Annotated in this window: 13 protein-coding genes; 6 read left to right on the top strand and 7 right to left on the bottom strand. The window is 62.8% G+C overall.

Features of this window, described 5'->3' with window-relative positions:
- The first annotated feature begins 21 nt into the window (after window positions 1-21).
- Window positions 22-366, top strand: coding sequence for a DUF952 domain-containing protein (locus ABGM93_RS09680; RefSeq protein WP_321499055.1), 345 nt, complete (start codon window positions 22-24; stop codon window positions 364-366).
- Between the two features lie 18 nt (window positions 367-384).
- The gene (locus ABGM93_RS09675) at window positions 385-1,461 is read left to right on the top strand and encodes a quinone-dependent dihydroorotate dehydrogenase (RefSeq protein WP_321499054.1); all 1,077 of its coding nucleotides are present in this window, start codon (window positions 385-387) and stop codon (window positions 1,459-1,461) included.
- Between the two features lie 11 nt (window positions 1,462-1,472).
- On the opposite strand, the gene ABGM93_RS09670 is transcribed toward ABGM93_RS09675, so the two are convergent.
- A complete protein-coding gene (locus tag ABGM93_RS09670; RefSeq protein ID WP_321499053.1) occupies window positions 1,473-2,819 on the bottom strand; it encodes an MATE family efflux transporter in 1,347 nt (448 codons plus the stop codon).
- Between the two features lie 175 nt (window positions 2,820-2,994).
- Here ABGM93_RS09670 and ABGM93_RS09665 point away from each other — a divergent pair, with 175 nt between their 5' ends.
- Window positions 2,995-3,897, top strand: a complete 903-nt coding sequence (locus ABGM93_RS09665) for a histone deacetylase (RefSeq protein WP_319772268.1) — start codon at window positions 2,995-2,997, stop codon at window positions 3,895-3,897.
- 19 nt (window positions 3,898-3,916) lie between these two features.
- Here the strand turns inward: ABGM93_RS09665 and ABGM93_RS09660 are convergent, their stop codons facing one another.
- Window positions 3,917-4,195 carry a DUF6460 domain-containing protein gene (locus ABGM93_RS09660; RefSeq protein ID WP_319772267.1) on the bottom strand — a complete coding sequence of 93 codons (279 nt, stop codon included), beginning with the start codon at window positions 4,193-4,195 and terminating at the stop codon, window positions 3,917-3,919.
- A gap of 264 nt (window positions 4,196-4,459) precedes the next feature.
- On the opposite strand from ABGM93_RS09660, the gene ABGM93_RS09655 reads away from it, so the two are divergent.
- From ABGM93_RS09655 to ABGM93_RS09645, 3 genes are read left to right on the top strand one after another with little or no spacing between them, the layout of a single operon-like run.
- Window positions 4,460-5,020 carry a dTDP-4-dehydrorhamnose 3,5-epimerase family protein gene (locus ABGM93_RS09655; protein ID WP_321499052.1) on the top strand — a complete coding sequence of 187 codons (561 nt, stop codon included), beginning with the start codon at window positions 4,460-4,462 and terminating at the stop codon, window positions 5,018-5,020.
- Between the two features lie 11 nt (window positions 5,021-5,031).
- Entirely contained in the window at window positions 5,032-5,949 is a 918-nt protein-coding gene (locus ABGM93_RS09650) for a Gfo/Idh/MocA family oxidoreductase (RefSeq protein WP_321499051.1), read from the top strand.
- A 1-nt stretch (window position 5,950) separates the two neighbouring features.
- Entirely contained in the window at window positions 5,951-6,859 is a 909-nt protein-coding gene (locus ABGM93_RS09645; RefSeq protein WP_321499050.1) for a glycosyltransferase, read from the top strand.
- A gap of 156 nt (window positions 6,860-7,015) precedes the next feature.
- On the opposite strand, the gene ABGM93_RS09640 is transcribed toward ABGM93_RS09645, so the two are convergent.
- From ABGM93_RS09640 to ABGM93_RS09620, 5 genes are all read right to left on the bottom strand, one after another.
- Complete coding sequence (locus tag ABGM93_RS09640; RefSeq protein ID WP_321499049.1) at window positions 7,016-9,238, bottom strand: 3-hydroxyacyl-CoA dehydrogenase NAD-binding domain-containing protein; 2,223 nt, start codon at window positions 9,236-9,238, stop codon at window positions 7,016-7,018.
- 20 nt (window positions 9,239-9,258) lie between these two features.
- Complete coding sequence (locus ABGM93_RS09635; protein ID WP_321499048.1) at window positions 9,259-9,642, bottom strand: cupin domain-containing protein; 384 nt, start codon at window positions 9,640-9,642, stop codon at window positions 9,259-9,261.
- A gap of 2 nt (window positions 9,643-9,644) precedes the next feature.
- The gene (locus ABGM93_RS09630) at window positions 9,645-10,853 is read right to left on the bottom strand and encodes an acetyl-CoA C-acetyltransferase (protein ID WP_321499047.1); all 1,209 of its coding nucleotides are present in this window, start codon (window positions 10,851-10,853) and stop codon (window positions 9,645-9,647) included.
- Between the two features lie 30 nt (window positions 10,854-10,883).
- Window positions 10,884-12,041, bottom strand: a complete 1,158-nt coding sequence (locus ABGM93_RS09625) for an acyl-CoA dehydrogenase family protein (RefSeq protein WP_321499046.1) — start codon at window positions 12,039-12,041, stop codon at window positions 10,884-10,886.
- 81 nt (window positions 12,042-12,122) lie between these two features.
- Window positions 12,123-13,919 (bottom strand): acyl-CoA dehydrogenase C-terminal domain-containing protein, encoded by a 1,797-nt coding sequence (locus tag ABGM93_RS09620; protein WP_321499045.1) that lies wholly within the window; start codon window positions 13,917-13,919, stop codon window positions 12,123-12,125.
- Window positions 13,920-13,945 lie beyond the last annotated feature (26 nt).

The raw sequence follows: 13,945 nt of genomic DNA, 5'->3' as shown, positions 1-13,945 counted from the left end.
GAACGGAAAACGGAGGAGCGTGTGAGCACGGTCTACAAGATCAGTCCGCGGCTGGAATGGGAAGCGGCTGTGGCCGTGGGTGTCTTTCACGGCGCCCCCATTGACCTTCAGGACGGCTTCATTCACTTCTCCAGCGCCGATCAGGTGCGCGAGACGGCAGCCAAGCATTTTGCCGGGCAGGATGACCTGGTGCTTGTCGCCATTCCCGCAGATGCCTTGGGCGAAGATCTCAAATGGGAAGTTTCACGCGGCGGAGCGCTCTTCCCTCATCTCTATGCAACGCTTGATCCGGCTCTGGCCGCATGGGCTGTGCCCCTGCCGCTGAACGATGCGGGCGCGCATGTCTTTCCTGAACTGGAAGCGTGAAGGGCTGGAGTTCAAAAGATGTTTGGCGATGTGATCAACCGGCTGGGCCGCAAGGCGATGTTCCTGTTCGAGCCCGAAACCTCGCACCACCTTGCGATGCGGGCCTTGTCCCGCGGACTGGTGCCGGGCACGTCATTCAAGGTCGACCCGCGTCTGAAACGAACGCTTTTCGGGCTCGATTTCCCAAATCCGGTCGGCCTTGCCGCCGGTTTCGACAAGAACGCCCAGGCGCCTGACGCGCTGCTCGGACTTGGCTTCGGCTATGTCGAGGTCGGCACCGTCACGCCGCTCGCCCAGCCTGGAAATCCCTCGCCGCGCATGTTCCGCCTCGCCGAGGATCGCGCCATCATAAACCGGATGGGCTTCAACAACGATGGTCATGCGGCGATGCGCGCCCGGCTGGAGCGTCGCCGTGCGCGCGGCGGGCTCGTGGGCGTCAATGTGGGGGCGAACAAGGAAGCCGCGGACCGCGTTGCCGACTATGTGGCGGGCATCACGGCTTTCGCCGATCTCGCATCCTTCTTCACGATCAACATTTCCTCGCCCAACACGCCGGGCCTGCGCGATCTCCAGGCGCGCGAGAGCCTGCGTCCGCTCCTGCAACAGTCGCTTGTCGCCCGCGATGATGCGATCGCTCGCGTGGGGCGCAGCGTCCCGGTCCTGCTCAAGATTGCCCCCGACGTCGACGAGGCGGGGCTGGAGGACATCTGTGCCGAAGTGCTGGAATGCGGCATCGATGGTCTGATCATCTCCAACACGACGCTGTCGCGCGATGGCTTGCACGATGCGGCCAAGGCGCAGGAGGCGGGAGGCCTTTCCGGGCGTCCGCTTTTCGAGCTCTCAACCCGCATGCTGGCCCGTGCGCGCGGTCTCGTCGGGCCGGATCTGCCGTTGATCGGCGTCGGCGGCATCGATACGCCGGAAGCCGCCTGGGCGAAGATCGCCGCGGGCGCGGATCTCATCCAGCTCTATACCGGCTTCATCTATGAAGGCCCGGAGCTTATCGGGCGCATTCTGGATCATCTGGCCGCGAAGCTGGACGAACGGGGCTTTGCCACGCTGGCCGACGCCGTGGGCTGCGACCTGCGCGCCTGACGCGGAGGTTTTCAGCCGCCGCGCTGTTCGGTTGCGCCAAAAGCCTCGCGCGCCCGGATCCCGCATATGGCCCAAAGAGTGATCCCGCGCGCGCCCAGAAAGATCTCCAAAGCCAGCCAGAGCCCGTGATTGCCCATGAGCGGGAAGAGCACGTAATAGGCGGCGAGATAAAGCGCCATCGAGAGCAGCATCATGTTGCGCATGTCGCGCGACCAGGTCGCTCCGATGAAGACGCCGTCCATCTGAAAGGCCATCACCCCCAGAAGCGGCGTCAGCACAGCCCAGATCATGTAGATCCGCGCGGTGGCCCTGACCGGCTCGCTGGTCGTCATCAGATCGATGAGCCACGGCCCGCCGATCCAGAAGGCGAGGGTCGCGATGCCGGCCAGCGCAAAGCCCCAGGTGACGGTCAGGCGTACGGCGCGATCGAAGGCGGGCCGGTAGCGCGCCCCAAGCGACCGTCCCACGATCTGCTCTGCGGCGGTGGCGAACCCGTCGAGGAAATAGCCGCCCACCATGAAGAACTTCTGGAGGATGGAGTTCGCCGCCAGCATGACATCGCCCTGCGCCGCACCGCGCGAGGTGAAGAAGGCGAACGCGAAGAGCACCGTGAAGGACCGGATCATGATATCGCGGTTGACGCCCAGCATCCGGGCGAAACGGTGGCGGTTGAAGATCCGCTGGAGCGACGGCAGTCTCGCGCCTTTGAAATGCTGCCAGACAAGCACCAGGCCGACGATGGTCGTGGAGGTCTCCGCAATGACTGTGCCGATCGCAACACCGCTCACACCCCATCCGAGCCCCATCACGAACAGGATGGAAAGCACGATATTGGCCCCGTTCAGCACGCTTTGCAGGGCGAGCCCAAGTCCGGCGCGTCCCAGGCCAAGAAACCAGCCGAGAATGGCGTAGTTGGCGAGCGCGAAGGGCGTGCCGAGGATGCGCCAGGAGAAATAGCTGCGCGTGGCCGCCTGAACCTCATCACTGCCGCCCAGCAGATAAAGGCCGATCTCGATGATCGGCCATTGCAGGGCAAACATGGCGAGGCCAGCCGCAAAGGCGATGATGAGCGCGCGCAAGGGGATCGCGCGCACTTCCTTGCCGTCGCCTGAACCCGTGGCCTGCGCGGTGAGGCCGGTGGTGCCGGAGCGCAGGAAATTGAAGGTCGTGAACAACAGATCGAAGATGATCCCGCCCACGGCGATGCCGCCGACAAGGGCGGCGGAGCCCAATTGCCCGATCACGGCCGTATCGACGACGCCGAGAATGGGCGTGGACAGGTAGGCCAGCGTCATCGGGATTGCGAGTGCCAGAACGGACCTGTTCGTCACCTCGAAGGGGCGCTGGACGGCGGACATCTTGGGTTCCGTATGTGGGGCGTGATGCTGAGAAACGACTCAGAACCGTGATCATAACGGGCGCGCGGGAAAACCATGAGCGGAAACCACGCAAGGGAATGGAGGCTGCCTATTGCATTTCCCCACCCGGTACCAGCCGACTTTTCATTCATCGCACTTCGCCTAGACTGGCGCGATGGCACTATCGATTGTTCATAACCCCGATTACAACGCCGAATTGCCACAAGGGCATCGTTTCCCCATAGGCAAGTTCCGCCGCGTGGCCGAGATCCTGATGGAAGACGGGCTGGCGGCTCCGGGGAGTTACCACATGCCCGCCCCCGCGCCGGCAGACTGGATCGCGCTTGCCCATGAGCGCGGGTACGTCGATCGTGTCTTCCATTGCCATGTGGAGCCTTCCATCGCGCGTGAGATCGGGTTTCCGATGGTGGAGAGCGTGGCGCGCCGCGCGCGCTGTGCCACAGCCGGTACGGTGCTGACGGGGCGGCTTGCGCTGGAGGAGGGCATCGCCTGCAACACCGCCGGTGGCAGCCACCATGCGCGCTTTGAACATGGGGCCGGGTTCTGCGTCTTTAACGATGTGGCGGTGGCGATCCGCGTGCTTCAGGCCGATGGGGTGATCGAGCGGGCGATGGTGATCGATCTCGATGTGCATCAAGGCGACGGCACCGCGGCGATCTTTTCCGGCGATGACAGCGTGTTCACCCTGTCGGTACATGCGGAGAAGAACTACCCGGTCCGCAAGAAACCCTCCGATCTGGATATCGGCCTGGCCGACGGGGCGACCGACGACACCTATCTGGAGGCCTTGCGCTCAGCCCTGACCGGGCGGGTTGAAGCCTTCAGGCCGGATATCGTCTTCTACAACGCCGGTGTCGATCCGCACCGGGATGACCGCCTCGGCAGGCTGGCGCTCTCCGACGAGGGGCTCGTTGCCCGCGATCGTTTCGTGATCGAGACCGTGCGCGAAGCGGGCGTTGCTCTGGCAGGTGTGATGGGCGGCGGCTATTCCTTCGATATCGATGCGCTGGCGCATCGCCACGCCGCGTTTTACCGGGTGGCTTCGGAATTCACCTGATTGCGAGGACCCCCGGGGGTTACGGTTCGCCGCGTCCGATCTTCATGAACCGACCGATCAGCCAGATCGGGACCACGACCATCGCGCCCAGCAGGAAGTAGCTGCCGAAGCGGCGGATGGCGTCAAAGCCCATGTTCCAGATCCCGCGCACCACGTCCTCGATCCAGTAGATCAGATCCATCGGATAAAGATCGATGGACGACATGATGATGCCGACCACGAAGGAAATGACCGCAAGACGCAGGACCACATGGCCCGGCGAGCCTCCAAAGAAACGGGTGAGCTTTTCGTTGCGCATCTGTCGCTCCGTTTGGCCGGCCACTCTTTCTGGCAGCAAATCTTGAGAATAGGCGGCTTTCGCCGGTCGATCCGACCGCTAATATGGGGCGTGTCTTCGCGAATGTCATCGGTTCGCCGTGCGAATGCCGTGCTGGGGCCGCGTGTATTCGGCAAGAGCGATGGTGCATGCAAGGGTCGCGTTTTGCCGTTCGCGCGATCGGAAGTTGACCTGTTCAGGAATTCGGGCAACCCTTCCTGCCGATGGGGAAGCTTGGGAGGGGGCATGGGGGAGACACTGCGCGATCTGCCGGATGGCGTTGAACTGCGCGTCTTGACACCGCATGCCGACGGGCGCGGCGTCTTTCTGGAAATGTATCGCGAGGAATGGGCGATTGGCGGCGATCTCATTCAATGGAATGCGGTCCACAGCGCGCCGAATGTCCTGCGCGGTGTGCATGTGCACGCCAATCATGTCGACTATCTCATTCCCGTTGCCGGAACGCTGGTGCTCGGGCTCTACGATTTGCGAACGCAGAGCCCGACCTCCGGCCGTTCGGTCATGCTGGAAATCGATGGCGCGAAGCCGAAAGCGGTCTCCATTCCGATCGGCGTTTGCCATGGCTTCTATTTCCCGGTGCCCTCCGTCCATGTTTATGCGGTCAGCAGCTACTGGGACGGGTCCGACGAGTTCGGATGCCGCTATGACGATCCGGGACTTCGCCTGAACTGGCCATCTGTCGATCCGCTTCTTTCCGAAAAGGATCGTGACGCCTGTTCGCTGGAGGAGATGCGAGGCCGGTTCCTTGCGCATTGGAACGCGCATAATCCCGGAAAACCGCTCTAGGAGGTCATGTCATGGGTCCGTCAATCGGCCTCGCGGGTTTCGGGCGTTGGGGCAAGCTCATTTTCCGCGACCTCAGAAAACTCGGGGCGCATGTCCATGTGGCGGTGCCCAGCGATGCCTCGCGCGAGGAGGCGCTGGCGCAAGGGGCCGTTTCCGTGTGCGCGCGGACGCAGGACCTGCCGGCGCTTGACGGCTATGTCGTCGCGGTGCCCACCGTATTCCACGCCGAGGTGCTCGGTATGCTGGCGGAGCGGGAAAAGCCGATTTTTGTCGAAAAGCCGATGACCTGCGATGGCGCAAGCGCGCGTGAACTTTCGGCGCGACATGGCGAACGCATCTTCGTCATGGACAAGTGGCGCTATCACCCCGGCATCGTCGCCCTGGGCCAGATGGTCCGCAACGGCGAGCTCGGTGAAATCCGGGCGATCAATACCTATCGCCTCGGCTGGGGAAATCCGCACTGCGATGTGGACGCCTGCTGGATCCTCATGCCCCACGATCTGTCCATCGTTCTGGAAATTCTCGGGCACATACCGGCAGCTCGTCAGGCCGTCGCGTATGGCCAGGCACAGGCATGCAGCGAGATGACTGCCATTTTGCAGGATGGGGAGGAGGGGGCCCGGGTGAAGGTCGAGGTGTCCGCTCTCCATCCCGTGTCGCGGCGCTCGGTCGTTGTCATCGGGACAAAGGGCTCCGCGCAACTTGCGGATTCCTATGAGACCGCCCTGGTGCTTCGCGATGGGGCTCCGGGTGAAAACGCGGCACGAAAGCGCGAATGCCCGGTCGGTGACGCCATGCCGCTGCTTTTGGAACTTGAGGCGTTTCTGGCCCATGTGCGGGGCGGTCCGCCGCCGAAATCGAGCGCAGCCGAAGGGGCCCTGGTCGTTCAACGCATAGAGGAATTGCGCGCATTGGCCGGGATCGGGTGAGATGAGCGGACCGCTTTTCACCATCCTGCTTCCAGTCCTGCGCCCACCGGATCTCCTTCCCATCGCGATCGACTCTGTCCTGGCGCAGACGGTGCGCGATTTCGAGCTTTGCGTTGTCTGCGATGGCGCGCCTGCGGAGACGGCGGATTGCGCGCGTCGCTACGCCGAACGCGATCCGCGCGTGAAGGTGTTTATCTTCGAGAAAGGTGAGCGCCACGGGGAGGTCCATCGTCATGCCGTTCTGGAGCAGTCCTGCGCCCGCTATGTGACGCATATGGGCGATGACGACCTCTGGTTTCCCGACTATCTGGCCCAATCGGCGAAGCTGATGGAGACGGCGGATTTCGGCAATCTGTTGCAGCTGGAAGTCGTTCTCTTCCGCGGCTTGCAGCTTCGGGAAGGCGATCTGGCCGATCCCGCAACGCGGCAGAAGATGCTGGACGAGAAATGGAATTTCTTCGGCCCGTCGGTTGCGAGCTATCACCTGTCGGCCTATCGCGCTCTGCCCGTCGGCTGGGCCCCTGCGCCGCCGGATGTGTGGACGGATCTACATATGTGGCGGAAGTTCCTGCGTGCCGAAGGGCTGACCTTCGCAACCCGCTTCGTCATTGAAGCCGTGAAATTCGCCGCCGATGGCCGCCAGAACATGAGCATGGAGGAGCGGCGGGAGGAAATCCTGCCCTTTGCCGAAGCATTCGCTCGTGAAGAGGACCGCGCAGACCTGCGAGAGGCCGGTTTTCGGGCGGGGCTGAACCGAATGTACGAAAAATGTGATGCGTTCAAGACGAAAGGCGATGCGCTTCGCGGTCAGCGCGACCGCTTGCAGGCGGAACTGGAGCTTTCACGGCAGAAGCTGGATCGCCTGACACTTGGCCCCATGCGCCGTTTCCTGTCCGCGCCATTCCGTTGAAAGGGTTGCCTGCTCCCGCTCGTTCAAGGGCAGGAACGCGACCGGCAAGGGCTTGCAGGAAGATCAAGGCTTCGGCTCGCGCCGTCCGAAAGACATGAGGGGGCGGGATGTTCCCGCCCCCTCAAGAGACTTCATTTACAGGAAAACCTGCGGGCCTCAGGCCACCTGCTTTTCCTCTTCCTGCGCGGCGGGTGCGAAACGGCCATAGAAGGTCTCGCCGTTCTTCGCCATTTCGCGCAGCAGACGGTTCGGTTTGAAGCGTGGGCCCCATTTCTTCGTGAACTTCTTGCAGAGCTCCACGAAGGCTTCCGTGCCCATGGCGTCAATATAGGAGAGTGTGCCGCCGGTGAACGGCGCGAATCCGAAGCCGAGAATGGAGCCGACATCGGCCTCTCGCACGTCGGTGAGCACCTTCTCTTCAAAGCAGCGCGCGGTCTCCAGCGCCTGCATCACCAGAAGACGTTGCTTCAGTTCCTCCACGTCGAAGGCATCCGCCGCCTTGGGCTTTCCGGCAACTTCCGGGATGCCCGGCCACAGGTGCTTCTTGCCGCCTTGCGGGTAGTCATAAAAGCCCTTGGCGTTCTTGCGCCCGAAGCGTTCCCGCCTGATCACCATCTCTTCCAGGATGTTGTCGAGCGGCCCGGCGACGTATTTGTCGCCCAAGTCCTTGCGGGTCGCGGCAACGATCTTCCAGGCAAGATCGAGCGCCACTTCATCCGCCAGCGAAAGCGGGCCCACGGGCATGCCGGCCATGCGGCCCAGGTTCTCGATCATCGCCGCCGGAACGCCGTCGCCCAGCATCATCAGGCCTTCGCGGATATAGGTCATGACGACGCGCGAGGTGTAGAAGCCTCGGCTGTCATTGACCACGATGGGCGTCTTCTTGATGGCGCGGATATAGTCGAGCGCCATGGCCAGCGCCTTGTCGCCGGTCTTCTTGCCCATGATCACTTCCACCAGCATCATCTTGTCGACGGGCGAGAAGAAGTGGATGCCGATGAAGTTCTTCGGTCGCTTGGAGGCTTCCGCCAGCGAGCTGATCGGCAGCGTGGAGGTGTTGGACGCATAGACGGCCCGCGGCTTGATGACCGCCTCGGTGGCCTCCGTCACGGTCTTCTTGATGTCCCGGTCCTCAAACACCGCCTCGATGATCAGATCGCAGGGCTCAAGGTCGGCGTAGTCGGTGGTCGGCGTGATGCGGGCAAGCAGCCTGTCCTTGTCCTCAGCGGTTGCCTTGCCGCGCTTGACCGCCTTGGTCATGAGTTCGTCGGAATGGGCCTTGCCCTTTTCCGCAGCAGCCACGTCGCGGTCGAGCAGGATGACGTCGATGCCCGCCTTGGCGGTGACATAGGCGATGCCCGCGCCCATGAAGCCCGCACCCAGAACGCCGACGGTCTTGATCTTGTTGGGACGCTGATCCGCCGGGCGGCGGGCCCCTTTGTTCAACTCCTGCATGGAGACGAAGAGCGAGCGGATCATTGCCGCCGCCTCCGGGCTCTTCAGAACGCTCGCGAAATAGCGGCTTTCAACCTGAAGCGCGAGATCCATCGGCAGTTGAAGGCCTTCATAGACCGACTGCAGAATGCCGCGCGCACCGGGGTAATTGTCGAAGGTTTCGCGGCGATAGATGGCGTTGGCCGCGGGCCAGAACTGGAAGCCTTGCGGGGAATACACTTTCCCGGACGGAGACTTGAAGCCCTTCTTGTCCCACGGCTTTTTCGGATCGACGCCCGCCTTCAGGAGCTTCTTGGCGGCCTCGATGAGTTTCTTCTTCGGCGCGATCTCGTCAACGAGACCCATGGCCTTCGCCTTGGTGCCATCGAGGGTTCGGCCCTGAAGCAGGAATTGCAGGCCCGCCTGCGCATCCGTCATCCGCATCACGCGCTGTGTGCCGCCGGCACCGGGGAAAAGGCCGACCTTGACCTCCGGCAACGCGATTTTCACCGCATCGGCGTCGGAGACGACGCGGGCATGACAGGCAAGCGCCAGTTCCGTCGCACCGCCCATGCAGACGCCGTTGATCGCCGCAACCCAGGGCTTGCCGCAGGTCTCAAGCGCCCGGTAGAGCAGGGACATGCGGCGCGACTGCGCCAGCAGTTCCTTGGCCGCGGCTTCCGGATCCCGGCTGCTCTCGGCATGGAACTGGCGCAACAGGCCTTCCAGCATGGTCAGATCCGCACCGCCGGAAAAGCTCCCCTCCTTGCCGGAGGTGACGACGACGCCCTTGATCGCATCATCGGCGACCGTCTGGTTCAAAACCGCCTCAAGCTCGTCCATCACCTCCATGTCGAAGACATTCATGGACTTGCCCGGCATGTCCCAGGTGACGAGGGCGATGCCGTCGGCATCGGTTTCGATGGTGAAGTTCTTGTAAGCCATCAATCTGTCTCCTCCCGGCTTCACGTTACGACCGGTTGCAGGTGGGCGCGCTGTTCGGCACCGGAACGGGTGAGATCGGCATCCACATCGCCGGTATGTCTGGTGTCGGCTGGCTCGAACAGCATCAGCCAGCATTCCTCTTCGGCGATCGGGTTGTGCTCGATCCCGCGCGGCACGACATGCATGTCGCCGACGCTCAGCACCGCATCGGCGCGGTCGCGATATCGGATCGTCAGGCTGCCTTTGATGATGAAGAACAATTCGTCCTCATCGGCATGGTCGTGCCAGACGAATTCTCCTTTCACCTTGGCGAGCTTTACCGACTGGCCGTTGGCATCGGCGATCACACGCGGTGACCAGTGCTCGGTGATGCGCGAGAATTCCTCTTCGATATTGACGGTCATGGCTAAACCCGCTCGATGATCGTGGCGGTGCCCATACCCGCGCCGATGCAGAGTGTCACGAGCGCGGTGTTGAGATCGCGCCGCTCCAGCTCATCCAGCACCGTGCCCAGGATCATTGCGCCGGTTGCGCCCAGCGGATGGCCAAGCGCGATCGCGCCGCCATTCACGTTGACGATATCGGCATCGAGGTCGAGCGCCTGACGATAGCGCAGCACCACGGAGGCAAACGCCTCGTTGATCTCGAAGAGGTCGATGTCGGAGGTCGTCATCTTGGCCCGCTTGAGGAGCTTTTCGGTAACGTCCACCGGGCCGGTCAGCATCAGGGCCGGATCGGACCCGATATTGGCGAAGGCCTTGATACGTGCGCGGGGCTTGAGGCCCGCCGCCTTGCCGCCCCGGCGGCTGCCGATGAGAACGGCCGCCGCGCCATCCACGATGCCGGACGAATTGCCCGCATGATGGACGTGGTTGACCGCCTCCACTTCCGGGTGCGCCTGCACGGCCACCGCATCGAAGCCACCCATGGAGCCCATGAGTTCAAAGGACGCGTTGAGCGAGGCGAGCGACTGCATGTCCGTTCCCGGACGCATATGCTCGTCGCGATCGAGGATTGTGATCCCGTTGATGTCCTTCACCGGGACGACGGACTTGGAAAAGTAGCCCTTTTCCCAGGAGTTCGCCGAGCGTTTCTGGCTCTCCACGGCATAGCCGTCCACGTCATCGCGCGAGAAGCCGTATTTCGTGGCGATGAGATCCGCGGAAACGCCCTGCGGCATGAAATAGGAGGGCAGGGCCACCTGCGGATCGACCGCCCATGCCCCGCCCGATGCGCCAATGCCGATGCGGCTCATGCTCTCCACACCGCCGGAAACGACGAGATCGTGCTGGCCGGACATGATCTGACCGGCCCCCATGTTCACCGCGTCGAGACCGGAAGCGCAAAAGCGGTTGATCTGCATGCCGGGCACGCTGTCGGCATAACCGGCCGCGAAAACGGCGGCGCGGGCAATGTCTCCGCCCGCTTCGCCCACCGGATCGACGCAGCCCAGAATGACGTCATCGATCAGGCTGGTGTCGAGTTCGTTGCGGTCCTCGATGGCTTCCAGAGCCACCGAGGCGAGACGCACGGCGGGAACCTCGTGCAAGGCGCCGTCCTGTTTGCCGCGACCGCGCGGCGTGCGCACATGATCGTAAATATAGGCTTCGGGCATGGATCACTCCCGTCAATGGTTTGCCGCAAGCTAGAGGCTGCGGGCGATCAGAACTTTCATGATTTCATTTGTGCCCGCGTAGATGCGCTGAATTCGGGCATCCTGATACATGCGGGCAATCGGGTATTCGTTCATGTAGCCATAGCCGCCATGTAGCTGGAGGCATTCGTCAACGACCTTGCATTGCAGATCGGTCGTCCAGTACTTGGCCATCGAGGCCGTAGTCGGATCGAGTTCGCCCTTGAGGTGCCGGGCGATGCAATGATCGACAAAGACCCGTCCGATGGTCGCTTCGCTCTTGAGTTCGGCGAGCTTGAACTGTGTGTTCTGGAAATCGAGAATGCGCTTGCCGAAGGCCTTGCGCTCCTTGACATAGTCAAGCGTTACGGCGAGCGCGCGCTCGATCATCGACATGGCCTGAATGGCCACCAGAAGGCGCTCCTGGGGGAGCTGCTCCATGAGCTGATAGAAGCCGCGGCCTTCTTCGGGGCCCAGAAGCGCATCGGCGGGAACACGCACGTCGTCGAAGAACAATTCGGATGTGTCGTTGCCCTTGAGGCCAATCTTGTCGAGGTTGCGCCCACGCCGGAAGCCGTCCGCCTCGTCCGTCTCCACCACGAAAAGAGAGGTGCCCTTGGCGCCCATCGATGGGTCGGTCTTGGCGACGACGATGATCAGGTTGGCGAGCTGACCGTTGGTGATGAAGGTCTTCTGACCGTTCAGCACATAGTGGTTGCCGTCCTTGACCGCCGTGGTGCGCACACCCTGAAGATCGGAACCCGCCGCAGGCTCGGTCATCGCGATGGCGCCGATATATTCGCCGGAAACGAGCTTCGGCAACCAGCGGTGCTTCTGATCTTCGGAGCCGTAATGCGCGATGTAGGGGGCGACGATGGTGGAATGCAGCGCCACGCCGAAATGATCGAGCCCCTTTTCGCCCAGGATCTGGGCCACGACCGCATCATGGGCGAAGGTGCCTCCGGCCCCGCCATAGGCCTCGTCGATTTCCGCGCACAGCAGGCCTGCGGCCCCGGTCTTTTCCCAGGCCTCGCGGGTCACGCAGCCCGCTTCCACGAAATCCTCGTAGTCGGGCGCGATTTCCTGATCAAAGAACCGGCGCGCGGCGCTGTCCAGAAGGACGAGATCCTCGTCCATCCACTCCGGACGCGGCACCTGTATGGCTGTCATTCGTCCATTTCCTCCCAATCATTCTTGTAGGCAGAAGCTCTCCGGGCCGGCCTCCCAACCGGCCCGTCTGCGTCATGCAGATCAGAAAGCTTCCGCAGGCAGTTCCATCACCGTGTCGCAACCGGCGGAGATGCGTGCGAGCCGCATGGCGGTCTCCGGCATCAGCCGCTCCATGTAGAAACGGGCCAGCACCAGCTTGGTGCGATAGAATTCCTCCTTGCTGTCACCGCCTTCTGCCAGCTTGGCGGCGGCGACCCGCGCCATCTTCACCCACATGAAGCCCATGGCGACGAGACCGAAGAGGTGCATGTAGTCGACCGAACCGGCCCCGGCATTGTCGGGCTTTGCCATGGCGTTCTGCATGAACCACATGGTGGCCTTCTGCAGATCGTCAACGCCTGCCTTCAGGCTTGCGGCAAGCGGGGCGATCGTTTCTTCCGCGCCTGCTTCCTGCAGGAACGTGCCGACCTCGTTGAAAAAGCCCATGATCGCGCGGCCACCATTGGCGGGCAGCTTGCGTCCAACAAGATCCAGCGCCTGAATGCCATTGGCGCCCTCATAGATCATGGAGATGCGCGCATCGCGCACGAACTGCTCCATGCCCCATTCCGCGATATAGCCGTGACCGCCGAACATCTGCTGGGCCATGACCGCATTGTCGAAGCCGCGATCGGTGAGCACGCCTTTCAGAACGGGGGTCATGAGACCCATCATGTCATCACCGGCCTGGCGGGCCTTCTCGTCGTCGGATCGGTGCGAGACGTCGCCCTGAAGGGCTGTCCAAAGGACCAGCGCACGGCCTGCCTCGTTGATCGCGCGGATCGACATCAGCGTGCGGCGTACATCCGGGTGAACGATGATCGGATCTGCGGCCTTGTCTGGCGCCTTTGCGCCGGTGAGCGCACGTCCCTGGAGCCGGTCCTTGGTGTAGGCGGCGGCATTCTGATAGGCGACTTCCGACTGCGAAAGCCCCTGAACCGCCACGCCGAGCCGCGCTTCGTTCATCATCGTGAACATGGCGCGCAGGCCCTTGTTCTCTTCGCCGATGAGCCAGCCCTTCGCCCCGTCGTAATTCATCACGCAGGTCGAATTGCCGTGAATGCCCATCTTCTCCTCAAGCGCGCCGCACACGACCGGGTTGCGCTCGCCGGGCTCGCCATTCTCGTTGAGAACGAATTTCGGCACGATGAAAAGCGAAATGCCCTTGGTGCCTTCCGGTGCGCCCTCGATGCGGGCCAGCACAAGATGAATGACGTTCTGCGAAAGGTCGTGATCACCCGCGGAGATGAAGATCTTGCTGCCGGAAATGGCGTAGGAGCCATCGCCCTGCGGAACGGCCTTGGTTCGGATGAGGCCCAGATCCGTGCCGCAATGGGCTTCGGTCAGGTTCATGGTGCCGGTCCATGCGCCGGTCAGCATGTTTGGCAGGTAGGTCTGCTTTTGCTCCGGCGAGCCGTGGGCCTGGATCGCGGCAATCGCGCCCTGCGTCAGGCCCGGATACATGGAAAACGCCATGTTGGCCGAGCACAGATATTCGTTCATGGCGACGGTGAGCGTGCTGGGCAGGCCCTGGCCGCCGTAATCCGGATCAGCGGAAAGGCCGATCCAGCCGCCTTCGGAAAACTGGGTGTAGGCATCGCCGAACCCCTTCGGCGTTGTCACCGTGCCGTCATCCGTGCGCGAGCACCCCTCGCGGTCGCCGCTCTGGTTGAGGGGCTGAAGCACCTCCTCAGCGAGCTTCGCACCCTCAACGAGGATCGCCTCGACAAGGTCGGGCGTGGCGTCGGCAAAGCCGGGCAGGTTGGAATATTTGTCCATGCCGAACACGTCGTTCAGCAGGAAAAGGGTATCTTCGACCGGAGCGCGATAGCTAGGCAAAACTCGTTCCTCCCGAGGCTGGCCAC

Source organism: Breoghania sp. (assembly GCF_963674635.1).
Lineage (GTDB): Bacteria > Pseudomonadota > Alphaproteobacteria > Rhizobiales > Stappiaceae > Breoghania.
Note: the sequence above shows the minus strand (reverse complement) of the source record. Positions and strands in the feature narration are given on the sequence as shown.

Excerpts from the sequence above, each read along its gene's own strand:
- ABGM93_RS09675 (WP_321499054.1), top strand. The coding sequence starts at position 385 with ATGTTTGGCGATGTGATCAACCGGCTGGGCCGCAAGGCGATGTTCCTG.
- ABGM93_RS09670 (WP_321499053.1), bottom strand. The coding sequence starts at position 2,819 with ATGTCCGCCGTCCAGCGCCCCTTCGAGGTGACGAACAGGTCCGTTCTG.
- ABGM93_RS09665 (WP_319772268.1), top strand. The coding sequence starts at position 2,995 with ATGGCACTATCGATTGTTCATAACCCCGATTACAACGCCGAATTGCCA.
- ABGM93_RS09660 (WP_319772267.1), bottom strand. The coding sequence starts at position 4,195 with ATGCGCAACGAAAAGCTCACCCGTTTCTTTGGAGGCTCGCCGGGCCAT.
- ABGM93_RS09655 (WP_321499052.1), top strand. The coding sequence starts at position 4,460 with ATGGGGGAGACACTGCGCGATCTGCCGGATGGCGTTGAACTGCGCGTC.
- ABGM93_RS09650 (WP_321499051.1), top strand. The coding sequence starts at position 5,032 with ATGGGTCCGTCAATCGGCCTCGCGGGTTTCGGGCGTTGGGGCAAGCTC.
- ABGM93_RS09645 (WP_321499050.1), top strand. The coding sequence starts at position 5,951 with ATGAGCGGACCGCTTTTCACCATCCTGCTTCCAGTCCTGCGCCCACCG.
- ABGM93_RS09640 (WP_321499049.1), bottom strand. The coding sequence starts at position 9,238 with ATGGCTTACAAGAACTTCACCATCGAAACCGATGCCGACGGCATCGCC.
- ABGM93_RS09635 (WP_321499048.1), bottom strand. The coding sequence starts at position 9,642 with ATGACCGTCAATATCGAAGAGGAATTCTCGCGCATCACCGAGCACTGG.
- ABGM93_RS09630 (WP_321499047.1), bottom strand. The coding sequence starts at position 10,853 with ATGCCCGAAGCCTATATTTACGATCATGTGCGCACGCCGCGCGGTCGC.
- ABGM93_RS09625 (WP_321499046.1), bottom strand. The coding sequence starts at position 12,041 with ATGACAGCCATACAGGTGCCGCGTCCGGAGTGGATGGACGAGGATCTC.